General features: G+C 31.3%; 13 protein-coding genes and 1 pseudogene. 11 read left to right on the plus strand and 3 right to left on the minus strand.

Annotation, left to right across the window (positions count from 1 at the left end):
• The first annotated feature begins 586 nt into the window (after window positions 1-586).
• The 4 genes from gltX to WG945_RS10755 all read left to right on the plus strand — a co-directional run bounded on the left by gltX (window position 587) and on the right by WG945_RS10755 (window position 4,130).
• Window positions 587-2,107: a glutamate--tRNA ligase gene (gene gltX / locus WG945_RS10740; RefSeq protein ID WP_068447990.1), complete on the plus strand. Its 1,521-nt coding sequence runs from the start codon at window positions 587-589 to the stop codon at window positions 2,105-2,107.
• A 2-nt stretch (window positions 2,108-2,109) separates the two neighbouring features.
• Window positions 2,110-2,649, plus strand: coding sequence for a hypothetical protein (locus WG945_RS10745; RefSeq protein WP_068447826.1), 540 nt, complete (start codon window positions 2,110-2,112; stop codon window positions 2,647-2,649).
• 161 nt (window positions 2,650-2,810) lie between these two features.
• Window positions 2,811-3,740, plus strand: a complete 930-nt coding sequence (locus tag WG945_RS10750) for an SPFH domain-containing protein (protein ID WP_197482032.1) — start codon at window positions 2,811-2,813, stop codon at window positions 3,738-3,740.
• Between the two features lie 72 nt (window positions 3,741-3,812).
• Complete coding sequence (locus WG945_RS10755) at window positions 3,813-4,130, plus strand: heavy metal-binding domain-containing protein (protein WP_068447828.1); 318 nt, start codon at window positions 3,813-3,815, stop codon at window positions 4,128-4,130.
• A 184-nt stretch (window positions 4,131-4,314) separates the two neighbouring features.
• On the opposite strand, the pseudogene WG945_RS17770 reads toward WG945_RS10755, so the two are convergent.
• The 3 genes and pseudogenes from WG945_RS17770 to WG945_RS10765 form a co-directional block, all read right to left on the minus strand.
• A pseudogene (locus WG945_RS17770) lies at window positions 4,315-4,542 on the minus strand (IS30 family transposase); the annotation flags it as partial.
• A gap of 32 nt (window positions 4,543-4,574) precedes the next feature.
• Window positions 4,575-5,027 (minus strand): IS200/IS605 family transposase, encoded by a 453-nt coding sequence (gene tnpA, locus WG945_RS10760; RefSeq protein ID WP_157603529.1) that lies wholly within the window; start codon window positions 5,025-5,027, stop codon window positions 4,575-4,577.
• Between the two features lie 139 nt (window positions 5,028-5,166).
• Window positions 5,167-9,177, minus strand: a complete 4,011-nt coding sequence (locus WG945_RS10765) for a hybrid sensor histidine kinase/response regulator transcription factor (protein ID WP_068447829.1) — start codon at window positions 9,175-9,177, stop codon at window positions 5,167-5,169.
• A 199-nt stretch (window positions 9,178-9,376) separates the two neighbouring features.
• On the opposite strand from WG945_RS10765, the gene WG945_RS10770 reads away from it, so the two are divergent.
• The 7 genes from WG945_RS10770 (at window position 9,377) to WG945_RS10800 (ending at window position 25,719) form a co-directional block, all read left to right on the plus strand.
• Window positions 9,377-12,445, plus strand: coding sequence for a SusC/RagA family TonB-linked outer membrane protein (locus WG945_RS10770; protein WP_068447833.1), 3,069 nt, complete (start codon window positions 9,377-9,379; stop codon window positions 12,443-12,445).
• A gap of 17 nt (window positions 12,446-12,462) precedes the next feature.
• Window positions 12,463-14,091: a RagB/SusD family nutrient uptake outer membrane protein gene (locus WG945_RS10775; protein ID WP_068447835.1), complete on the plus strand. Its 1,629-nt coding sequence runs from the start codon at window positions 12,463-12,465 to the stop codon at window positions 14,089-14,091.
• 105 nt (window positions 14,092-14,196) lie between these two features.
• On the plus strand, window positions 14,197-17,361 hold the full coding sequence (locus tag WG945_RS10780) for a glycoside hydrolase family 2 protein (RefSeq protein ID WP_082864148.1): 3,165 nt from the start codon (window positions 14,197-14,199) through the stop codon (window positions 17,359-17,361).
• A gap of 52 nt (window positions 17,362-17,413) precedes the next feature.
• The gene (locus WG945_RS10785; protein WP_082864149.1) at window positions 17,414-18,817 is read left to right on the plus strand and encodes a Gfo/Idh/MocA family protein; all 1,404 of its coding nucleotides are present in this window, start codon (window positions 17,414-17,416) and stop codon (window positions 18,815-18,817) included.
• A 29-nt stretch (window positions 18,818-18,846) separates the two neighbouring features.
• The gene (locus WG945_RS10790) at window positions 18,847-20,934 is read left to right on the plus strand and encodes a right-handed parallel beta-helix repeat-containing protein (protein WP_082864150.1); all 2,088 of its coding nucleotides are present in this window, start codon (window positions 18,847-18,849) and stop codon (window positions 20,932-20,934) included.
• 204 nt (window positions 20,935-21,138) lie between these two features.
• The gene (locus WG945_RS10795; RefSeq protein WP_068447837.1) at window positions 21,139-23,394 is read left to right on the plus strand and encodes a right-handed parallel beta-helix repeat-containing protein; all 2,256 of its coding nucleotides are present in this window, start codon (window positions 21,139-21,141) and stop codon (window positions 23,392-23,394) included.
• Window positions 23,395-23,424: 30 nt separating this feature from the next.
• The gene (locus WG945_RS10800) at window positions 23,425-25,719 is read left to right on the plus strand and encodes a DUF5703 domain-containing protein (RefSeq protein ID WP_068447839.1); all 2,295 of its coding nucleotides are present in this window, start codon (window positions 23,425-23,427) and stop codon (window positions 25,717-25,719) included.
• Window positions 25,720-25,727 lie beyond the last annotated feature (8 nt).

A 25,727-nucleotide genomic window follows, 5' to 3' on the forward strand; every position in this document is an offset into this window, starting at 1 on the left:
ATTTCTATAAAAAAGACTGGTTACTTTCTGGTCAATTATCTGTAGAAGCAAACACAAGTTCATTTGATGAAAATTCAGGAATAAGAACTGGTTATGATGCTTTTACTTTTTCTCCCCTATTTTTAGCAGGTAAAAGTTTTAGTAATTCTTATTTACAATCTTATATTGGTGCAAAAATTAGAACTAATAATTACAGTTCTAACTTTAAATTTGGTGGAGAATACGGTTATAAAGTTTTTAAAAATATATGGATCATTGGTTTTCTTGATTTAGAAAAATCTTTTGAAAACGGAGATATTGAGTTACCAAACATTAATAGAATAACATCCTTATATGTTAATAACCAAGAATATGGTGTTGTTGGTTTAAAAGCAATTGGAGAATTTTCTGATAATTTTGGAGTTACCGCAAGTTTGCCAGCTGCTTTTTATGGAAACAATGTTGCCAAACAAGTAGCATTAACTGTTGGTGTTTATAAGAAGTTCTAAATAGTTTACAATATACATAACAAGTTAAAAGCCTTTTCTAAAGGCTTTTTTTTATGCCTTTAGAAAACTATCTTTGCAACCATAAAAAAACAGAAAAGATGGAATCTAATGTACGTGTTCGTTTTGCACCAAGTCCTACAGGGCCTTTGCATATTGGTGGTGTAAGAACAGCTTTATATAATTATTTATTTGCTAAAAAATATAACGGAACTTTTGTACTTCGTATAGAAGATACAGACCAAACACGCTATGTTGCAAATGCAGAACAATATATTATAGATGCTTTAGAATGGTGTAAAATTCCTTTTGATGAAGGCCCAGGAAAGAACGAAAAATTTGGTCCTTATAGACAATCAGAACGTAAAGAATTGTACAAAGAATATGCAGATAAACTAATTGAAACTGGTTGGGCATATTACTGTTTTGATTCTTCTGAAGCTTTAGATGCAGAAAGAAAAGCACATGAAGCAGAAGGTAAAACTTTTATCTATAACTGGCATAACAGAGCAGGCGGAACTTTAATAAACTCTTTAGTTTTAACTGATGAAGAAGTACAAAACAGAATAAATTCTGGCGAAAATTATGTAATCCGTTTTAAAACTCCTCAAGATGAGCTTTTAAGAATGGAAGATGAAATTCGTGGAAATATTAGAATTGATACCAATACTTTAGATGATAAAATTTTATTTAAAGGAGATGGTATGCCAACCTATCATTTAGCAAATATTGTAGATGATCATTTAATGGAAATCTCTCACGTTATTCGTGGAGAAGAATGGTTACCTTCTATGCCATTACATGTTTTATTATACAAAGCTTTTGGTTGGGATGCTCCTAAATTTGCACATTTACCATTAATTTTAAAACCAGTTGGTAAAGGAAAATTAAGCAAACGAGATGGAGATAAATTAGGTTTCCCAGTGTTTCCTTTAGAATATACAAACGATGCTACAGGTGATGTTTCACGTGGTTATAAAGAAGATGGTTATTTTTCTGATGCTTTTATAAACATGTTGGCTTTCTTAGGATGGAATCCTGGAACAGAACAAGAATTATTTAATTTAGAAGCTTTAATTGAAGCTTTCGAATTAAAACGTGTTAGTAAATCTGGTGCAAAATTTAATCCAGATAAAGCAAAATGGTTCAATCAACAATATATGCAGACAAAGTCTGATGATGAATTGACTGACTTATACCTTCCTATTCTTAAAGAAAAAGGAATTACTAAAGACAAAGAGTTTGTTTTAAAAGTAGTTTCTTCTATTAAAGAAAGAGCTGTTTTTGTACATGATTTTTGGGATTTATCAAATTTCTTCTTCGAAACTCCAACAGAATATGATGCAAAAGCTAGTAAGAAAAACTGGAAAGAAGGTACTGCAGAGTTAATGCAAGAATTAATTACTCAAATTTCATCAATCGAAGATTTTACATCAGAAAATACAGAGAAAGAAATTAAAGAATGGATTACTGCTAAAGAAATTGGTTTTGGTAAAGTAATGCAACCTTTAAGATTGTCTTTAGTTGGTAAATTAGCAGGACCGCATTTGTTTGATATTATTGCAATGATTGGTAAAGAAGAAACTATTAAAAGGTTAGAAAACGCCATCGAAAAACTATAATTATGAAAAAATTACTCTTAATAATTATTCTATTTTGTACAGTTACCGCTCATGCACAATATGGTTACGGAAATAGCCAAAGTAATCGTCAGAATCAAATGATGCAAACCCAACAGAAAGCACCAGAACCAGATTTTAATATAGAAAGATATGTTGGTATTGTAATTTATGACATCGAAAAAGCAGCAAAAAAATCGAGCATTAAACTTTCTTCTAAAGAAGGACAAGAATTTTCTAAGGTATTAACAAAGTATAATAAAGATATTAAAGACTTTACAAGAATTAATACGTTTGTACTAAGAAGTACCAAAGATATGGTAGATAATTTTCAGAAAGAAGTTATAAAAACTGGTGATCGTTCTTCTCAAAAAAAGGTTATGACAACCATGGCTGAAAATCTGAAACCTATTTCTGAAATCTTAAAAAAAGAAGACAAACAACTCGATGCCACTTTAAAGGATTTACTTTCTGAAAAGCAATATAAAAAGTGGATAAAGTATAATAGAAAAATGTATAAAATTTTTCCGAAAGAAGAAGAATAATTTAAAAGCTTAACCCTATAAAAATCCTGTAAAAAAATACTTTTTACAGGATTTTTTTTGATAAAACTGTAACATTTAAATAAAAATGCGTCCTATAAATAACTACTGAAATAGCCTATCTTTACATATAAACAAATTATTCACTTATTAAAAAATAAACTATGATACCAACTTCTATTATTATCCCTATTGTTATAATTGCACTGATATTATTTTCATCATTTTTTATGGTAAAGCAACAAACAGCTGCCATTATAGAACGTTTTGGAAAATTTCATAGCATTAAACAATCTGGACTGAAATTAAAAATTCCTTTTGTTGATAAAATTGCAGGAAAATTGAGTTTAAAAATTCAACAATTAGATGTAATTATTGAAACAAAAACCTTAGATGATGTTTTTGTTAAATTGAAAGTTTCTGTACAATATAAAGTAATCACAGAAAAAGTATATGATGCTTTTTATAAATTAGATTATCCGCATGATCAAATAACAAGTTATGTTTTTGATGTGGTAAGAGCAGAAGTACCTAAAATGAAATTAGATGACGTTTTTGTGAAAAAAAATGACATTGCCATTGCTGTAAAAACAGAATTAAATGATGCTATGTTAGATTATGGTTTCGATATTATTAGAACCCTTGTAACTGATATTGATCCAGATGCTCAGGTAAAAATAGCAATGAACAGAATTAATGCTGCAGATAGAGAAAAAACAGCTGCACAATATGAAGGAGATGCACAACGTATCTTAATTGTAGAGAAAGCAAAGGCAGAAGCAGAAAGTAAACGTTTACAAGGACAAGGTATTGCAGACCAAAGACGTGAAATTGCTCGTGGTTTAGAAGAGTCTGTAGACGTTTTAAACAGAGTTGGTATAAACAGCCAAGAAGCATCAGCATTAATCGTTGTAACACAACATTATGATACTTTACAATCTATTGGTAGTGAAACAAACAGTAATTTAATATTATTACCAAATTCGCCACAAGCTGGTAGTCAAATGTTAAACGATATGGTTGCTAGTTTTACAGCAAGTAACCAAATTGGTGAAGCTATGAAAAATGCAAAACCTAAAAAATTAGATAAATAATTATACAAAATTTTACTTCACCTTTTATAACAACAATAAAAGGTGAATTTTTCTGATAAAAAAAAATAATAAATGATAGTAACAACAACACCAACAATAGAAAACAGACCGGTAACTCAGTATTTAGGAATTGTAACTGGAGAAACCATTATTGGCGCTAATTTTATTAAAGATTTCTTTGCAGGAATTAGAGACATAGTTGGTGGACGTTCTGGTTCTTATGAAAAAGTTTTAAGAGAAGCTAAAGATTCTGCTTTAAAAGAAATGCAAGAAATGGCAAATTCTATAGGTGCAGAAGCTATTGTTGGTGTAGATTTAGATTATGAAACTGTTGGTAAAAATGGAGGAATGCTAATGGTTACAGCCTCTGGAACAGCAGTAAAGTTATAGTAAAATAGCTTTTTTAAGTATCTAATTCTTAATAAAATATTTAAACACAATATTTTATTAAGATTTTTTTTGTTTAAAAATATTGTCATACCTTTTTTATGATTCAAATCTATTGAAGATTGTATAGGAAAAACAGTAGTTTTATACGTAACTTTTATTTTATATATCTTTTAATATGCTGTGTTCAACTCATAAGTGCAACAAACTTATTATTTAAGGTTTCTATTGGGCTAAAATAATTAAATTTTCTGATAGGTCTGTTGTTTATTGATAATTCTACTTCTTTAATTCTTTGTTTAGATACTTTTCTTAAATCTGTTTTCTTTGGAAAAAACCTTCTAATAACACCAATTCTATTTTCAACAGTTCCTTTTTCTTGCGAAGTATAAGGAGTTGTAAAGTACGTTTTTACAATAAACTACCTCGGGGCAAGCCCACGAGGTATTAAAATAATTTGAGCTGTCCAGAATGAATTTTCTTGTATTCTTCTTTATCTTTTCCTTGGTTCTGAACATATTGCTGAATCACTTCCTTTCCTGCATACAAGCCAACCGTATTTGCATAAAATCCACTTGTCCAAAAATTCCCTCCCCATAATAATAATTTTATTTCTGGATGCAGACGGAACATCTCTCGCGCTGTTAAACTCTTTAGTATTCGAACTAATTTACTTATTGACAATTTAGGAACACTTTGAATTAGAAAATGAACATGGTTTGACTCATGCCCTATTTCTATAAACTCAATCTCATAACGTTCAGAAATCTCTGCACATATAGTTATTAAGGTTTTTCCAACATCTTCTGTTATAACACGCTTTCTGTATTTCAAAGGAAATACCAAGTGATACATCAACAAGGTTTTGTTATGGCTCTTATATATATGGTCATCTTTCACAAATTGAAGATACGCTTTTTCAAACTTTTCCTTTGCTACAAACCGAGGCAAGCCTCGGGGAATTCTTTTCGATTAATTCAACGAAAATAAAAACTTATTCTATTGTTAATCAATTAATTAAATTAATTTTAAGGAGCGACTATTTAGGCTTCTCCTCTTGTAATTCTCTATAATTACTTGGTAGTACACCGTATTCAGCTTTAAAACATTTTGTAAAATAAGAAGGGTTATTAAAACCAACCATATAAAGAATCTCACTAACAGTATGGTTTCCTTCAGAAAGTAAACGAGCTGATTTTTTTATTCGTATTAATCGAATAAAATGGTTAATAGATAATCCTGTAAGTGCTTTAATTTTTCTGTATAGTTGATCTTGACTCATTTGTACGCTCTCTGTTAGGCTCTGAACAGAAAATTCGGATTCTGAAATATGTGCTTCGATTTTAGAAATGATTTTTTCAATAAATTGTTTATCCACAGTGGTAGGAATAGTGTCTTTAGATACAGTATCTGCTAATAAAAATTTTCTTTTTAAGATGTCTCTTTCTTCAATTAATGCTTTAACACGGGTTAGTAATAATTTATTATTAAAAGGTTTTTCTATAAAAGCATCACTCCCTTTTTCAAATCCTTCAATTTTATCATCAATAGTATTTTTTGCCGTTAATAATATAACGGGAATATGTGAGGTGTTAATATTTGTTTTTATTTGTTTACAAACATCGTATCCACTCACCCCTTCCATCATAATATCACTTATTACTAAGTTTGGCATTTTTTTATGAACAATAGATAAACCTTCTTTACCGTTTTCTGCAGTATATACACGATACTTTTTTTCAAGAATTTCTTTTAGGTAATCTCGTATATCATTATTATCATCAATAACCAAAACAGATGCTATTTTAGAACTGTTTTCTACTATTTCTTCTGGCGGATTGGTTATATGGGTAGCCTCAGTATCATTATAAATTAAGTGACTATCGTACTGATTAAGTTCTTCTAATACTGGAAAATGAATAATAAATTCAGTGCCTTTATTTACTTGACTTTTTACCTCTATAGTACCTTTATGAGCTTCTACATACTTTTTTACTAAAGCAAGCCCTATACCTGTTCCTTGTAAAGGTGTATTTCTTTTAGATTGCTGAAAGCGAGTAAAAATAGATTCAATTTCATTTTCTGGAATACCTATGCCTGTATCTTTAATACCTATAGAAATGATGTCATCATTATTAGATACAAATATCATAATATGCCCATATTTTGGCGTAAATTTAATAGCATTGGCTAGTAAATTAAAAAGAATAGATTCTAGTTTAACAGGGTCTGCAGCTAGTAACAAATTTTCATAAGAACAAAATACTTCTAAATCAATAGATTTATTTTGAGAGAGTTCATTAAATTGATAATAAACACTTTGTATAAAATCCTTAATCTTAATTTGTTTAATATTAAGTGCTAAATTAATGGTTTCTACTTTTCTAAAGTCTAAAATTTGATTGATTAAATTCAAAAGCATTCGAGCATTTTTAAACATTCGTTGCAATTTTATTCGCATTTGTTCATCTGCTTTCCCACTAGATAATATTTCTTCAAGAGGACTTAATATTAGCGTTAATGGTGTTCTTATATCGTGAGAAATATTGGTAAAAAAAGACATTTTTTGTTGATGCATTTCATGCTCTTGTTCTTTCTCAAATTTTTGAACACGTAATTCTCTAGAAATTCGTGCTTTATTTAATAATATATTTGAAACCCAATAGATAATAATGCTAGATATTAAAAAATATAGGAAATATGCAAAATGGGTAGCCCACCAAGGCTTTAGTTTTATAATCGTTAACTTTTTTACATCTGTACTCCAAATATATTCTTGGTTAGCAACTTGTATATTTAACTCGTAAATGCCTGCTGGTACATTTGTATATGAAGCAGTTGTAGAGATGCTATTGGTTTCATTCCATATCGATTCAAATTTATTTAACTTATAGCGAAGCTTTACTTTTCGGTTTTTGTTAAAAGACAATGCATTAAGATCTATCGAAAATGTTTGTGAAAAATAAGGAAGTACAATTGTGTCATTATAATTAAGCTTCTTACTTAATACTACTTTGTTCTTTATTGGTAGATCAGGTGTTAAATATTGATCCATAATTTTTAGGTTCGATAAGGTGATTTTTGGAACTTTAGTGCTTTCAGGAAGACGGTTTAAATCAACTTTTATAAGTCCATTGTTAGAAGCCGCTAAAAGTAAATTACTCTTAGTGAGATTTAGAAGGTCATAAATTGTGTTGTTAGTTATAGATAAAGAAACATCATCTGTATTGTTTTGGAATGAAAAAAGGCCATTATAAGATCCTACCCAAATATTATTTTTGTTATCTCTAGCTAAAACAGAATTGATTCCTGTATTTAATAAAGGCAAAGTTTCAGGCTGTTTTCCTAACTTAATTTTACCTATACCTCTTTCACATAATATCCATAAATCTCCTGTTTTATCTAAAAAAAGGTTCCTTACACTAATTTTTTGTTTTGTATCTGTAAATTCTTGATAGTGTTTTAGTTCTTTTATATTACTACTAGAATCTAATTTTAAATGGTATATACCTTGTGTAAGTGAGCCAATCCAAGCTTCATTTTTATTCTCATCTAGTATTATAGAGCGTGCTCCAGTATTATTTAATGAGACATCTGTGGTAGATTGAATATTTTCTATGCGTTTTTCATTTATATAATATCGGAACACACCTTTTCTCCAACTACCTATCCAAAGTTGTCCATTAAAACCTAGCGTCATTGAATAAATCCGCTGGTTCTGTAACAAATTAAAAGCAGGATCTTCTTTAATTAGCTTATTCAATGTGGTATCAAATATTTTTATACCATGTCCCCAAGTACCTATATATAATAATTTACTAATTGGATCATAGCAAAGAGAAGATATCGATTTTAATTCATCATTATTTATTATGGAAACAAAACTTTTATCATTAATGTTGTATTGACACAAACCATTACCGTGAGTACCTAAAATAAATCTATCTTTTGGTAATTCTTCTATTGCCCAAACAATATTAGAAAACAGGTTTTTCTCATCTGTTTGGTCATATACAAAAGTGTAGTTTGTTTCATTAAGGTTTAGCAAATCTATACCTCCAAACCAAGTACCTAACCAAAGATTATTACGGCTATCAATATAAGAATGCAATATATAGTTAGAATGCAAACTGTTTCTTTTATTTTCAGAATAGTTAAATTGTTCTAGCAGTTTGCTATTTATATCATAATTATAGAGTCCATTACCTTCCGTTCCTGCCCATAAAGTTTGATTATGGATAGATAAAGTTCTAATAATTTGTTCATTCAATTTCCAGGGAACCTTTAAGGTTTGTAACGTGTTGTAATTTAATTGGTTATAATCTGGTACTTTAAATAACCCAACATTTGTACCTAAAAACAACATATTATTGTATGTAGCTATACAATAGATTGTTTTTACTGAGGTAAGTTCAATTGGATTATCAATTATATAATTTGTTTCCGTTTTGCGTATTCGAGTAACAAAAGAGTCATCGCCACCAACAAATATACTGTTACCTAAAGCTAATATTGCTTCAATACTACCTGATAGTTTAGCAATTTTTGTAGTATTCACTTTTGTAGAAGTAATAATATCTTCTTTAATTTCTGAACTTGAGAAATTATATAGAGTGCCGTCTCCACAGCCGACCCATACAACATCATTTTTATCAACAAACAATGCAGATATATTTAAAGACTTTATTGAAACATTTGTCCTTAATAATAATGGAACTATAACTTGTTTATACTTGTTAAATAAATAAAGTCCTTTGTGTCTACTTCCTATTAAAATCAGCCCTTTTTTAAGAGGTAATATAATTCGTATATTATTGCTAAAACCTATAGTGTTATTTTGATTGTAATTTTTAAATGTATTTCCATTAAAAACATCAAATCCTTCTGCAGTAGCTATGTAAATATATCCCTCGTCATCTTCGGTTATATGATCTACGCTATGTACAGATAACCCGTCCTTACTACTATAATTTATAAATTGAGCATAACTATAGTAATTAAAAAAAAGGCTGATTAATAGTAAGATTAAAGAATTTCTATATAAGGGCATTAAATCTGAATTATCATCTTAGTAAAGATACCATTTTAAATAAAAAAGAAACTATAATCATGAAAACATGTTATAAAAAACCGATTTTATGTTAGTGATTCGAAAATATAATAGACTTTTTGAATCTGTTCTAGTAAATAGTATTTATTATAATCTAGATTTGTTAACGAAAAGTTAATTAACCTAAATACTCTATTTTATGAAAAAAATTTTATTTTTTATTTGTTTGTTCTCATTTGCTCTTGCGAATGCACAATCAAAAGTAGTGACTGGAAAAGTCACTGATGATAATGCTGTTTCGATTGGAGGAGTTAGCATAATGGAAAAAAACACTAAAAAAGGTGTTATGACAGATTTTGATGGTAATTACTCAATATCTGTAAGTTCAGAAAATACCATTTTGGTTTTTTCTTATCTTGGAATGAAAACTTTTGAGCAGACTGTTGCCGGTAGTAACCAGATAAACGTTACTCTTAAAGAGGATGTATCTAATTTAGATGAAATAGTTATAATTGGTTATGGTACATCTAAAAGAAAAGATGTAACAGGTTCTGTTGTAAGTATTAAAGTTGAAGGCTCGCCAGCAGCATTAATGCCAACAACCAATGCATTGCAATTTTTACAAGGTACTGCTCCTGGTGTAAATATTGGTGCTATATCTAGTGCTGGTGGTTCACCTGGCTTATTGGTAAGAGGACAAAATTCAATCTCTGCTAGCAATGCTCCTTTAATTGTTTTAGATGGAGTTATTTTTGATGGTTCTTTAAATCAAATCGCTAACGGAGACATAGCTTCAATTGATGTATTAAAAGATGCAAGTTCTGCAGCTATTTATGGATCAAGATCTGCTAATGGAGTAATAATTATAACCACAAAAAGAGGGAAAACTGAAAAACCAACGATAAACCTAAATCATTACACAGGTATACAAAGTTGGTCACGTATCCCAAAGATGAAAAGTGGTGAAGAATTTATAAAATGGAGAGCAGACAATTTAAGTCTTACAAATGTAACTGATTTAAGTATAGAAAATATTCTTTCAACCAAGGAATACGATGCCTATCAGGCAGGTCATCAAATGGATTGGTTAGATGAAATTAGCCAATTCGCACCAATTCAAAATTACCAATTAAGTATTTCTGGGAGAACAAAAAGCACCAACTATTATGTGTCTGGAACTTATCTTGATCAAAAAGGAGTATTAGATGGTGATGAGTTTACATCGTTTAATTTGTCTTCTAAAATTGAAAACAAAATTACAGATTGGCTTTCTTTTGGATTGAGTACACGTTATGATTCACAAGATTATACTGGTTTTTCTCCAGATATTAATCAGGCTACAATGTATACGCCATATAGTAATAAATGGATTAAAGGAAGAGAAGATATTGTGCTAGATAAGTTTCCAACACCTAGTTTGTTAGTTAATCCTTACAATAACTTTTACAATGATGATTTAGATAAACGTTGGGGATTAAGAGGTTCTGGGTTTGTAAAAATCAAAGTTCCTGGTATAGAAGGATTAAGTTTTAAAAGTACATACACACAAAGTAGACGTGTTTTTGATAATGGTTTTTTTGCACATGAAAGAAGTTTTGTTAATCCAGATGTTGAAGATCAACTTAACAACCCTCAACAATTTCTTAATAAAACTTATGGAAGCAAGAGTAATGTAACTTATAATAGTTGGGTGTTTGACAATGTATTAACTTATGACAAGAACTTTGGCGATCATAAAATTACAGCGCTATTAGGTTATACTAAAGATGAATTTATAAGAGAATCTGTAGCTTTTAGTGGTACCGACTTTGAAAAAGCGGGCTCAAGTGATTTAGGTTTTTATGGGCTTAATCTGGGTAACCCAGAAAGAAAAGGAGGTAGTACATCTATCACCGAGAAACGTAATGTTGGGCAATTTGCGCGTCTTTATTATAATTATAAAAACAAGTATCACATAACAGGAACGTACCGTAGAGATGGGTACTCTGCTTTTGGTGAAGGTAACAAGTTTGGTGAATTTCCAGGAGTTTCTGTCGCTTGGACAGCCAGTGAAGAAGATTTTATTAAAAATAACATTTCACAAATCAACTATCTTAAGTTTAGAGTGTCATATGGAGAAAACGGAAATTTAGGAATCTCCCCTTATGAAACCCAAGCTGGGGTTAATAATGGTGTTACTATTTTTGGAGACCAAACATTTAATACTATATACCAATCAAGCCTTGGAAATAAAGCATTGTCTTGGGAAACTACAACATCTTTAAATTTAGGTTTAAATTTTTCTTTATTTAATAATAGAATTTCTGGTGATATTGAGTACTATAATAGTAAAACAACAGATCAATTACTCAATCGTAGATTACCTCCTTTTACAGGTTTTGGTGAAGTACGTACTAATATTGGAGAATTAGAGAATAAAGGTCTTGAAATTTCTTTAAAAACAGTTAACATTTCTTCTGAAGATTTTAAATGGAGTTCTGGAATGACATTTTGGTACAACCGTAATAAGCTTATTAGTCTTGTAGGAGCAGATGTAGACAAAGATGGTATTCCTGATGATGATATCGGAAATAGATGGTTTATAGGAGAATCTTTAAGTGCTATTTACGATTTTACTGTTAATGGTATTGTACAAACAGAAGATACAGACTATATAGCTACTTATGGTGCGAAACCAGGTGATTTAAAAATTGTTGATATTAATGGTAAAGATGCTAATGGAGATTTAACTGGTTTACCTGATGGAAAGATTAATGCAGATGATCGCTCAATAATAGGAGATGCTGCACCTAATTTTAGAGCTAACATAAGCAATACTTTTAATTATAAGAATTTTGAATTTTATTTTGATATTAATATAGTTGCTGGTGGTGGAAAAGATAACCGTTATCTAGGTAGTAATAAAAGAGCTTTTCTAGGATCATCTCAAGGTAACAATCATGTTGCAAACTGGGTTTCAGGAAGAGAATATTGGATGCCAGATAATCAAAGTAACACAGTGCCTAGACCTAATTACAATAATCCTTATGGGTATGGTTTCTACCAAAGTCGTGGATTTTTACGTTTGCAAAACGTTTCAATGGCATATAACTTTGATGATAGTGTTAAAAAATTGCTCAGAGTTAATGAATTTAAGGTATACGTTACTGGAAAGAATTTATTTACCAAAACAGATTGGGTTGGTTTAGATCCTGAAAATGCTGGTCAGATAGCAAGCTCAAGTCCTGTAATTCGTACGTTCACATTAGGTTTAAATCTTAGTTTCTAATAAATAATAAATACATTATGAAAAAACATATAAATATAACTATAATACTATTAAGTAGTTTGCTTACACTAGTATCTTGTTCAGAACAAGATTTTCTGAAAGAAGAACGTAAAGATGCCTTTACTACAGAAAATGCCTTTTTAAATAAAGCTCAGTTCGAAACACTTTTAGCAAGTAATTATAGGCTAATACAAGAAATTTATAATTCTGGAGATGTAGATAGTGATGTTTGGGCTTTAGGATTAGGAACCGATGTTTGTTTTTGGCCTTTAGGAGATGATAGAGTTTATAATGATTGGAGTTTAGTAAACCCTTTTGATACTTATACAGATAGATGGGTGAGCTGGCAATATCAAATGATTAGAAATTCTAATACAGTAATAGATGCTGCCCAAAAAGAGGGAGTTGCATGGAACAGTGATGCAGAAAGAGATGCTACTATCGCCGAAGGAAAGTTTTTTCGAGGATTTGCATATAGAAATCTTGCTAATATTTTTGGAGGAATGCCTATTGTAGATAGTCCAGTTACTTCGGCAAAAGTAGATTTTGTAAGAAATACAAGAGAAGAGTGTTGGGAGTTTGCAAAAAAAGATTTAGAATTCGCCCGTACAAATTTAAATACAACTGCTAAATACCCAGGTAAAGTTACCAAAGCTGCAGCGGATCATTTATTGTCTGAAGTTAATATTTCTTTAAAAGATTGGGATGGAGCAATAGCAGCAGCTACCCGAGTAATTGACGGTACAGATGGTGATTACAAATTAATGACAGGTCGTTTTGGTACGCGTAAAAATGAAACTGATAAAGGTAAAAATATATACTGGGATTTATTTCGTATGGGAAATCAAAATTATGAAACAGGGAATAAAGAAGCAATATGGGTAGCTCAATTTGAAGATAACTTAAATGGTGGAACTGTTAAATCTGGAAGACCAATTGTGGAACGTACTTGGTGGAATAGAATTTGGCTTTTTAAAAAAGCTGGATATACTGGTGTTGCATCAGATTCTACAGGTAGAGGTGCTTCGTTTGTAAGACCAACAACTCACGCTAATTACACAATTTGGAATAACACAGGTAATGATTTAAGAAATACAGAAGCAGTTATTAAACGAAAATTTTATTTTGCTAAAGATGTTGCTCCATATTTTAAAGGAGATCTAATTCCTAAATCTTTTTTAACCACAGCAGCAGATAGTCTACAAAATGTATATCCAAATTGGTCAAAATTTGGTACAGATAAGCATATTGGTGGTATACCTGATAATGGATACATTAGAGATTTTTATGTAATAAGGTTATCAGAAACATATTTATTAAGAGCTGAAGCCTATTTAGGAAAAGGCCAAAAAGACCTTGCTGCTGCAGACATTAATATTATTCATACAAGAGCACAATCCCCTCTAATTACAGGTACAGATGTAGATATTGACTATATACTTGATGAACGCATGAGGGAATTACTTGGAGAAGAATGGCGTATGTTAACATTATGTAGACTTGGAAAACTATATGATCGAGTATCAAGGTTTGGTTATGCACCAGCAAAAAATTCTATACAATTAAAAAACAACTTATTTCCAATACCCCAAAGAGTAATAGATGGTAATGTGGGAGCTGTTATAAAGCAAAACCCAGATTACTAATAAAATTTTGAGTTTGAGTTAATTTAATATTTGAGTTAATTTTAAAGGTGTCATTATAGCCGTAATGCATATGACACCTTTTTTTTAATTTAATTTCTATAAAAAATGATAAAAAAAAGAAGTTTAGTGTCCATTTGTGTTGTGTTATTTTTATGTAGCTCTTTACTAACTTTAAAAATACATTCACAAGAAAAAGAATCAGATTTTTTTGCTAAAATAGGTAATAAAGTTCAGAACAAGCGTATGAGTCTATTGGAAGAAAAAAAGCCTCCAATACTCTCAGAAATTTATTTACCTATTTCTAACGGTAAAAAAAATGCTTTTAAAGAAGTTAAAGAAATAAGTACAAAAGCTGAACTTGATAAAGAATTAGTGCATCTTAAAAATAAGTTTCTTCCTTTTATGGCTCAAATGGCACCAGAGCTTAAAAGTTATAGAGAGCGAATTTATTTAAAAGAGTTTCAATGGAGAATTGAAACAGAAAATGACCAAAAGAAATTTATTGAAACTTTAAAAGGTGGTGGTAATTGGGAAACAGTAAGTGTACCTCATTTCGGGGCACCTGTTGGGCGTGCAGTAACCTACTATTATAAAAAAGTAGTAATTACTGAGAAAATGCTTAAAGACAAAGCGCTCTTTATACATTTTAAAGGAGTAGATTATAAAGGACAAGTTTTTTTAAATGGTGCTTTCGTAGGCTCTCATGAAGGTTTTTTTGCACCTTTTGAATTTAATATTTCTAAATATGCCAAAGAAGGCGAAAATCAACTTTTAGTAAAAGTTGAAAACGATTATACTACAACAGGATTTGTTGCACCTGGTAAAGGACAAAAATTTGGAGATAAAATTTACGGAGTAACGGGTCTAGGTTATGATAATTTTTATGATGGTGGACATCAATGTGCAGCTGGTATGGGAATTTACCAAGATTGCTACATAGAATCACGCGACCCAGTTCATGTTAACGATGTTTTTGTAAGACCTAATTATAATACTGGAGAAGCAGAAATAAGATTAGAAATAAATAATTATAATGAAGACTCTAAACCAGTAAGCTTTAATATTTCTTTATTTGGACAAAATTTTAAATCTCCTAAAATAATAGACACACTTATTGTTCCTACTGTAATGCATGTCCCTGGAATAGGAGATTTACAAAAACCAACAGATTGGAAAAAAAGTAAAGTAGAATTAGGATATGGTGTAAATTTCTTTAAATATAAAATTAAAATACCAAACTTTAAGTCTTGGAGTAATGAAACACCTTGGCTATACCAATTACAAGTTAAGGTTCTTGATAAAAACAAACAAATAACAGATACAAAAAAGCAAACTTTTGGAATGCGATCTTTTACTATGGATACAGTTTCGATACCAAAAGGACAATTGTATTTCAATAATAAAAAAATTAGATTACGAGGAGCTAATACAATGGGTTTCTTGCAGCAAGATGTATATAAAAAAGACTGGAATCAGTTAATAGAAGATATTTTATTAGCGAAAGCTAGTAATATGAACTTTTTACGTACAACCCAAAGACTTGTGCAGCCAGAAATATATGATTATGCTGATCAACTGGGATTAATGTTACAAACAGACTTCCCAACTTTTGGAGGTATTAGGTATAATAAATGGGAAGAAAGCGTAAGACAAGCCTCAGAAATGGAACGATTGGTTCGTAACCACCCCAGCACTATTCTTGTAACTTATATCAACGAACGTTTTCCTAACGGAGAAGGTCACCCACATCGAAATATGGCAGAAGCAGAACAATATTTCTCTTTGTTCAGAGCTATGGATGAAGCTGTACATAAAGAAAACCCAGATAGGGTAATAAAAATTGGAGATGGTGATTATGACCCTCCTACTCCCGGTTTGCCAGACAACCATTGTTATAATACATGGTATAATGGGCATGGATTGAGTATCGGAAAAATGCACAAAGGCTATTGGCAATGGGTAAAACCAGATTGGTATTATGGCTGTGGGGAGTTTGGTGCAGAGGCTTTAGATCCTGTAGAAACCATGTATAAGTATTATCCAAAAGAATGGTTACCAAAAGATAAAGAAGACGATAAAAATTGGACTGCCAATCGTATTTTTGCAGCTCAAACACATAAGTTTCATTATATGTGGTACAATACTCAACATTCATTAAAAGATTGGGTAGATGCAAGTCAAGACCATCAAGCTTGGGCCTTAAAAACAGTTACAGAAGCGTTTAGAAGAGATAACAATATGATTACCTTTGCTGTACATCTTTTTATTGATGCGTGGCCAGCTGGATGGATGAAAACTATAATGGATGTAGACCGTAATCCAAAGAAAGCATTTTTCTCTTACCGAGATGCTTTGAAACCAATTATTGTTACTTCACGAAGCGATCGTAAACATTTCTTTTCTGAAGAAAGCATAAAAGTAGAATCTTGGATAAGTAATGATCTTAATAAGAACCCTAAAAATTATACACTAAAATATCAATTTGAACAAAAAGGTAAAATTTACCTAAGTGGTAGTATAAAAGCCAATGTTCCATCTAATAGCTCTGCTTTTCAAGGGTATATTTCTTTTGATGCTCCTAAGGTAAAAAAACGTACGTCTTACATCCTTAGAACAGCCGTTTTTAATGAAAAAGGGCAAAGCGTAGACCAATCAGAAATGGTTATAGATGTATTTCCAAAAAACAAACTAGAAAAAGAAATTAAAAAAGTTGCATTTTTAGGAGATGGTAATGGGGTAACGAATTACTTAAAGAAAAATTTAATATTAACAGATACATCTCAATGGCAAAAAGCAGATGTTATTTGGATAAACGATTTTAAACAATATCAAAAACATAAGGTAGCCTTAGATAAGCTAGTAGAATTGGGTAAGAAAGTTATTTTATACAACATTCCTGTAGGCAATCATCAAATTGCCTCTACCAAAGTAACGGTACAAAATACTACTATGGGGAGTTATAATTTTGTTTCACCAAAAACAGGTCACATAATGACTAAAAACGTGCAACCATTTGATTTTAAAATGTGGTATGATGAAGATGCAGAATATATAACACCTTTTTTAGATAAAATTGTACTATCTAACAATTTAAAACCTATACTTGGTTCTGGGAATACCAATTGGTTGGAAGACCAAGGAACTGCAATGGCTGCTGGAAGTATTAATGTAGGTAAAGGACAGATCATTATTTCACAAATAGATCTCTTAAATAGAATAAAAACAAATCCAACTGCTCGTAATTTTGTAATTAATTTATTGACAAAATAAGCATAGTAAATGATAATTAAGCTTTAAATAGAAAACTAATAAACGAAATATCATGGCGAAAAAAATAAACCGAAAACAAGCAATAAAAAATATCTTGGCAGGAATAGGAGCACCAATTTTAGCAGGGCCATTATACGGTCTATCTAATATTGCCGAAATTGGTAAACCCGCACCTGTAAGACCTTTTGGAAATAATGACATCTTAGAACCGATTACTGCAATAACCCTAGGAGCAGGTTCACGTGGTAACGTATATGGTAATTATGGACTTAAATTTTCAAATGAATTAGATATTGTTGGTGTTGCAGAGCCAATTGAAATAAGAAACGAAAGGTATGCAAAGAAGCATAATATTTCGAAAGAGAACAGGTTTGATACTTGGGAACGTGTTTTTGAACGACCAAAATTTGCAGATGCAATAATCATAACAACTCCAGATGATTTACACTATGGTCCTTGTATGAAAGCCCTAGCTATGGGATATGATATTTTGCTCGAAAAACCTATTGCTCCTACAGAACAAGAATGTAGAGATATTTTAGAATTACAAAAGAAAAATGGTAACATTGTAGCCGTTTGTCATGTGTTGCGTTACGCGCCCTACTTTATCAATCTTAAACAATTAATGGATTCTGGTGCTCTAGGAGAAATCATTAGCATACAACATTTAGAACCGATTGAACATATTCACATGGCGCACTCTTATGTGAGAGGTAATTGGCACAACTCAAAAAAAACAACACCAATTATTTTGGCGAAATCTTGCCATGATCTTGATATCTTAAGATGGTTAATTGGAAAAAAATGCGAAACAATTTCTGCTTTTGGTGGACTAAAATGGTTTAAATCAGAAAATGCACCTGAAGGAAGTACTGCAAGATGTGCAGATGGTTGCGCTGTAGAATCTACATGCCCCTACTCTGCCCTAAAAATTTATCATAGAGATAGACAAAGAAACTATGTATTCAGTCTTCCAGAAGATAAATCAAAACAAGGTGATTTTATCTTGGAGCAATTGGCAAAAACTAATTATGGACGTTGTGTATACAAAATGGGAAATGATCAACCAGATCACTATGTAACTTCTATGGAGTTTGAAGATGGAGTAACCGTAAATTTCTCAATGGAGGCATTTACCTCTTATCATGGAAGAAGAACGCGCGTTATGGGGTCTTTAGGTGATGTAGTTGGTGATATGGACGAATTTACGCATACAGATTTCTTAACAGGAAAACAAACCAAATGGGATGTTGCTGTAGAAGATGTTGAACATTATGAAAACAGCGGTCATGGTGGTGGTGATTGGTCTTTAGTAACTGATTGGGTTAAAGCAGTAAAAACAAAAGACCCAAATGTACTTAGTTCAACTATAGATACATCCATAGAAAGTCATTTAATGGGCTTCAATGCTGAAAAAAGTAGGTTAGAAAAAAAGACCATAACTATGAATATGTAAGAATTTTAAGTAATTAAAAATAGTTTTTTATGATTAAGTTTTTAAGTTTTACAATCTTTGTTTTGTTAGGAAATATAGCTTTAGCACAAGAAATTTATGTCTCTGCTTCAGGTAAAAAATCAGGAAAAGGAACATATCAATCTCCGTATAATAGTTTAGAAAAGGCACTTGAGAAATCTATACATATTAAAGGAGAAAATACAACTAAAAAGATAAATATCTTTATTAGAGAAGGTGTTTACAATATTAAAAATTCTATATTTTTAGACAGCACATATTCCTATATTAGTATTGAAGCCTATAAGGATGAAACGGTTGTTTTTTCAGGTGGTCAAAGCATTCCTGTAAAATCTTTAAAGAAAAGCAAGATAAAAGTTACTTCTAATAATCACCAGCTTCCCATATATGAAATTGATCTTAAAAAATTAGGTATTTCCAATTTTGGAAAATTACGGAACGTAGGTTTTTCTCGCCCTTATGGTCCTGCATGGGGTGAATTGTTCGTCAATAAAAAAGCCATGCATTTAGCACGCTGGCCCAATAAAAATATGGTACCAATGGGTAAAGTGTTAGAAAAAGGCTCTATACCTCGTAAAGGTGATTTTTCTAATTTAGGAGGGGTAATTCAGTACGATTCTTTACGAATAAATAATTGGGGCAAAGAAAAAAATGCTTGGATGTCTGGTTATTTTATGTGGGGATATGCTGATGATATGGTTAAAATTTCAAACGTCAACCCCGTAAAACAAACAATGAGCACTGCCACATCTACTTTATACGGTTATGGCAATGGTAAACCTTGGCAGAAATGGTATGGCGTAAATATACTTTATGAATTAGATGCCCCTGGAGAATATTATGTTGATAAGGAAAAGGGAATGCTATACTTTATGTCTGATGCAAAGAAAATTTCGAGTTTAGATTTTTCTATCCTTGAATACCCATTTTTTCAAATTGATGGTGCTGAAAACATTAATATAAAAGGAATTTCTTTTGAAAATTCTCGTGGAATTGGAATCTCTATGGTAAATACCAAAGGAGTAACCATTGATGCATGTAATTTTAAAAATCTTGGTAGTTTGGGGATTACTGTAGGTAAAGGTATTGAACCATTTTTAGAATATAGACATAAAGGTACAGGTGTTGCAAAGGGTGGAAAAGTAGGTAGTTTATTACAACATTTATATAGCAATACTACTTTTAATAGAGAAGGTGGTTTTAATAATAAGATCGTCAATTGTACTTTTTCTCAGCTTGGAGCTGGTGGAGTTTCATTAGGTGGTGGAAACCGTTTAACGCTAGAAGCAGGGAATAATCTTGTGGAAAATTGCTTGTTTTTTGATGTCAATAGAATAGAAAAATCATATAGGCCAGCAGTACATCTTACTGGTGTTGGTAATAAAGTTTTACATTGTGAAATGTACGATTTACCAAGCGTTGCTATTTTAATGCATGGAAATAACCATACCATAGAATACAATTATATTCATGATGTTTGTTTAGAAGTAGAAGATATGGGCGCTATTTATTACGGTAGAGACCCTTCTGAAAGAGGAACCTTAATTAGGTACAATTATATTGCAAATATTCCTGACGAATATAACACTAGTGCTGTATATCATGATGATGCTGCCTGTGGATTAACAGTTACAGATAATGTTTTTTATAAAGCAGGAAAACTTAATGTATTAATTGGTGGAGGCTCAGATAATATCTATAAAAATAATGTCTTTTTAGAAGGTAAAGTGGGTGTGCAAATAGGTAACAGGTTGCAAACATGGGCAAAGTGGGTTTTAGAAGATGGCGGGCTTTTCCGAGAACGTATGGAAGCAGTTAACTTTAAGGATTCACCCTATGTAGATCAATATCCAACACTAAAAACCTATTTTGAAAAGGCAGAAATTCCAACAGGAAACGTAGTTACTGAAAATGTTTTTATTAATTTAAAAAAGGTAAATGTTGGCAAAATAGAATGGTTAGGTTTTACAGATTCTAATTCTGTAACTAATAAAAACTTACCAAATATAAACTCTAAAAATGAATTTATAGATCTAATAGTTCATAAAATTCCTGAACTAAAAAAATTACCACTTAAGAAAATAGGTTTAAAAAAGTAAAATATTTTTATAAAGGAGCAAAAGAAGAAAAAAACTGCTAGAAGTAGATTTTAGTAATCATATTAAAGCTATTGTAAACACGAAACAATACAAACAAAGTGTATGCAAATCTATTGATTTTGATACCGTGAGCGCTGAAATTTAGTTGTTAAAGGTTTAGAGCATTCTTTTAAAACAATTCTAGCTAATAACAAGATTAAACAGATGAAATTAAATATAATTATAACAATTCTATACTCAATTTGTTTGACAATATCTAGTTATGCACAGGATATTTATATAGCTACCGATGGAAACAACAATAATTCAGGTACAAAAGAGAAACCTGTTGCATCACTTGAAGCAGCTCGAGATCTAATAAGACATTACAAATCTATTAATCATTTACCTAAAGGTGGAATTACTGTATGGATTGGTAAAGGGCAATATGACCAAACTAAACCATTCATTTTAAATGAAAATGATTCAGGCGAACCAGATGCTCCTATTGTTTGGAGAACATTACCAGACGAAAAAGTAAGTGTTACAGGAGGGAAACGTATTCCTTCTAACAAATTTAAAAAAGTTACAAATAAAGCAATCCTCAAACGGTTATCTAAAAATGCAGCTAAAAATGTGCTGCAAGTAAATTTGAAAAAACTAGGAATTTATGATTTTGGTAAGATAAAACAGTATGGCCATGCCCTATCTGTTACTCCTGCTCCAATCGAAGTTTTCTTCAATAATGATGCTATGACCCTAGCCCGATATCCAAATGAAGGCTATATTAATATTGGTAAAGTAATTAACCCAGGATCAGTACCACGAAAGCGTGATTATAGCAATCGAGGTGCAATTTTTGAATATACCGATTCGAGACACGATAAATGGGCAGGACAAAAGGATGTTTGGTTTCAAGGATCCTTTATGTGGGGTTATGCAGATGATAACATTCTGGTGGAATCAATTAATACAAAAAAGAAGCAAATTAAGCTAACTACCCCATCACTGTATGGCGTAGGAAGTGGACGTAATTATCAACATTATGTTGCTTATAATATTCTTGATGAACTTGATAGCCCTGGAGAATGGTATGTTCATAAAAAATCTGGGATACTCTATTTTTGGCCTCCAAATAATATTGACGATAGTTCCATTATGGTTTCCATATTAGAAGATCCAATTATTAGTTTAGAAGGAGCAAGTTATGTAACCATTCGTGACTTAACCATTGAGGTTGGAAGAGGTATTGGAGTTTATATGGAAAGAGGCTCTAATAATCTAATTGCGGGTTGCACCGTAAGGAATGTAGGTACAAGCGGGATTTTTATGGGTCAAGGCGCAAAACAAACATTTCCTTTTATTACCCATGATGATTATGAAGGCATACCCATATCAAGAAGAATAGGCAATTTACAAGGGCATATCTATAAATACACGCATTGGGATCGTAAAGCGGGATCAAATAACGGTATTTTAAGTTGTGATATTTACAATACTGGAAGTGGCGGAATTTATATAAGTGGAGGTAGTAAAAGTAAATTGATACCTGGTAATAATTATGCCGAAAATTGCAAAGTGCATAATTATAACAGACGTAACAAATTCCTTTGGTCGGGTATTAATATTGATGGTTGCGGTAATAGAATCTCTCATTGCGAAATATTTGATTCGGAATGGCAAGCCATATATGTTCATGGAAATGAGCATCTTTTTGAATACAACAATATTCATCATGTAACCTTAAACTCTGATGATACTTCGCCTTGGTATATTGGTCGAGACCCAAGTGACAGAGGAAATATTATCCGATATAATTATTTACATCATTGTGGTAACCCCAATCGAATGAATATGGGAATTTATTGTGATGATTCTACTACTGGTGTAGAAATATTTGGTAATGTATTTTATAAGATGGATACCAGACATGGCATGTTATTTTCTAACAGTGGATGGGATTTAAAGATGAAAAATAATATTATTATTGAACCCATTTCTTATACCGCTGAATTTTCTGCTCATTATTATACTTGGGGTAAAGCTGGAGTGCCTAAAGCATTTGGAAAACATGGCCTTTTAAGAAAACGTTTAACAGAAAACGTGAATATTTATCAAATCCCTTATTCTGAAAGATACCCAGAATTAATGAATTATTTAGACCTTATTGTTGATGAGAAAGAATGGGAAGGTATGCGAGCAAAACGAAATGTACTTAGTAAAAACCTTATTATTGGTGGTCCTAAAAATCCATTGCATTTAGTCGGTGGAGAGCATTCACAATGTAAATATGTTAATAATTACAGAACAGATGATGACCCTGGATTTGTAGACTACCAAAATGAGAATTACAACCTGCGTCCAGATTCAGAGGTATTTACAAAGATACCTGGATTCCAACCTGTTCCTTTTGATAAAATGGGATTGTATATTGATCAATATAGAAAAAATATTGATAAAATAATTTATAAAGATAAGTAGTGCCATCAATAAAAAATTAAAATTAAGAATATGAAAAATACTATATGCCATTATTTATTGATTGGTATTGCCTTAATCCTAGGATTAGCACAATGTCAACAAAGCAATGTACATTCTAATATTAGTAATACTGATGTTGTTTGGGAAACTCCTTCTGAAAACTCTTTAGGGGCTATGCCTGCAGGAAATGGAGATATAGGTATTAGTTTATGGGTAGAAAAAAATGGAGACCTTTTATTTTATGTGTCAAAAACGGACGCTTGGAGTGAAAATGGTCGTTTATTAAAATTAAATAAAATACGATTAACGCTTTCTCCAAACCCTTTTAAAGTAGGCAATACATTTCTTCAAAAGTTAGTAGTAAAAGATGGATTAATATTCATTGAAGGTGGAGCAAAAGAAGATAAAACTTCTATTAATGTTTGGGTAGACGCCAATCATCCTGTTATTGAGTTAGATATTAAAAGTTTAAAACCAATTAGCGCAAAAATAACTACAGAACCTTGGCGAGTTAACAAAAGAGTAATTACAAACACCACAGAACTTCATTCTGCTTACGGAATCCACGGAAAAGGTGCTTCCAAAGTTATTGTAGAAAAAGACTCAATACTCAATTCAATAGATAATAATTTAGTTTGGCTACATCGAAATAACCGATCTATTTGGAAAGAAAACCTTAAGTTACAAGGACTAGAAGAGTACACAAAAAATGCGATAGACCCAATACTTCACAATACATTTGGAGGTTTAGTTCGTTCTAATCAACTCGTTAAAACATCCCCAACCACATTAAAAACAACTAATCCTGTAAATAATATATCAGCATCTGTACATATATTAACCCTAAATTCATCAACGGAAGAAAAATGGTTAACTCAAATTAACCAAAACGCTAATTCAATTGAATTAAAATCGCGAAAAGATCGCTTGAAAAATCATAAAAATTGGTGGCAATCATTCTGGAAACAAAGTTATATACATGTATCAACTCAAAATGAATCTGAAAAGGAAAGAGTATTCAACATTTCTCGTGGTTACAACCTACAACGCTATATGAATGCTTGTTCTGGTCGTGGAAATTCTCCCATAAAATTTAATGGATCCATTTTTACAGTCGACACAGAAGATTTGGTTGGAGAATTTCAAGGTTTAAATGCCGATTATAGACGTTGGGGTGGCGCTTATTGGTGGCAAAACACACGTTTACCATATTGGTCAATGCTAGAATCTGGAGATTTCGAATTAATGAAACCTTTATTTAAAATGTATAAAGATGCATTGCCAATACGAAAATTTGCTACCAAAACGTATTACAATCATGAAGGTGCTTTTTTCCCTGAAACGATGTTTTTCTGGGGTAATTATGTAGATGCTAATTATGGGCGAGATAGATCGAAGTTACCGCTTGGTATGACCGAAAATCTATTCATCCGCTATTATTGGCAAGGAGGACTTGAGGTTTCACTAATGATGCTCGATTATTATTCGTTTACAAAAGATGAAGATTTTTTAAATGAAACCTTACTACCTGTGGTCACTGAAATTATTCATTTCTTTGACAAACATTGGGAGCGTGATGAAAATGGAAAAATACTGTTTGACCCTGCTATGGCTCTTGAAACCTACAATAAAGCTATTAATCCTTTGCCTGAAATAGTAGGAATTCATAAAGTTTGCTCAGAATTATTAAAACTTCCTACTTCTTCAACAAGCTCACTTCAAAAAAAACAATGGCAAAGGTTAATTTCTGAATTACCAGAAATTCCATTAGGAGAAGTAGATGGAAAAAAAGTACTAGCACCTGCTCACGAATACAGCGGAAAGCAAAATGTTGAAAACCCTGAGCTATATGCAATTTTCCCTTACCGTGTTTATGGAATGGGCAAACCAGATTTAGAATTAGCACGTCGTACTTTTGAAAAAAGAGCGGTAAAAGGAACTGGTGGCTGGCAGCAAAACGCCATTAAAGCAGCAATTTTAGGCCTAACTGAAGAAGCTTCAAAACTCACATCAACTAATTTTAATACTAAAAATAATGCATACCGTTTTCCAACAATGTGGGGACCTAATTTCGATTGGACTCCAGATCAAGATCACGGTTCGGTTGCTTTAATTGCTTTACAACGTATGTTGCTTCAGTATGATGAAGATCAAATTTTATTATTTCCTGCTTGGCCAAAAGACTGGGACGTAGACTTTAAACTATTTTCTCCAGATAATACAACTATAGAGGCTTCATTTAAAAATGGAAAGATTGAAAACTTAAATGTAAATCCAAAGAGTAAAAAACAAAATATAAAAATAATAACATCTACATCTGAATAAAACAAAAT

Source organism: Polaribacter atrinae, assembly GCF_038023995.1.
Taxonomy (GTDB): Bacteria; Bacteroidota; Bacteroidia; order Flavobacteriales; family Flavobacteriaceae; genus Polaribacter; species Polaribacter atrinae.

Excerpts from the sequence above, each read along its gene's own strand:
- WG945_RS10755 (WP_068447828.1), top strand. The coding sequence starts at position 3,813 with ATGATAGTAACAACAACACCAACAATAGAAAACAGACCGGTAACTCAG.
- WG945_RS10775 (WP_068447835.1), top strand. The coding sequence starts at position 12,463 with ATGAAAAAACATATAAATATAACTATAATACTATTAAGTAGTTTGCTT.
- WG945_RS10780 (WP_082864148.1), top strand. The coding sequence starts at position 14,197 with ATGATAAAAAAAAGAAGTTTAGTGTCCATTTGTGTTGTGTTATTTTTA.
- WG945_RS10800 (WP_068447839.1), top strand. The coding sequence starts at position 23,425 with ATGAAAAATACTATATGCCATTATTTATTGATTGGTATTGCCTTAATC.
- WG945_RS10765 (WP_068447829.1), bottom strand. The coding sequence starts at position 9,177 with ATGCCCTTATATAGAAATTCTTTAATCTTACTATTAATCAGCCTTTTT.
- WG945_RS10770 (WP_068447833.1), top strand. The coding sequence starts at position 9,377 with ATGAAAAAAATTTTATTTTTTATTTGTTTGTTCTCATTTGCTCTTGCG.
- WG945_RS10795 (WP_068447837.1), top strand. The coding sequence starts at position 21,139 with ATGAAATTAAATATAATTATAACAATTCTATACTCAATTTGTTTGACA.
- gltX (WP_068447990.1), top strand. The coding sequence starts at position 587 with ATGGAATCTAATGTACGTGTTCGTTTTGCACCAAGTCCTACAGGGCCT.
- WG945_RS10785 (WP_082864149.1), top strand. The coding sequence starts at position 17,414 with ATGGCGAAAAAAATAAACCGAAAACAAGCAATAAAAAATATCTTGGCA.
- WG945_RS10745 (WP_068447826.1), top strand. The coding sequence starts at position 2,110 with ATGAAAAAATTACTCTTAATAATTATTCTATTTTGTACAGTTACCGCT.
- WG945_RS10750 (WP_197482032.1), top strand. The coding sequence starts at position 2,811 with ATGATACCAACTTCTATTATTATCCCTATTGTTATAATTGCACTGATA.
- WG945_RS10790 (WP_082864150.1), top strand. The coding sequence starts at position 18,847 with ATGATTAAGTTTTTAAGTTTTACAATCTTTGTTTTGTTAGGAAATATA.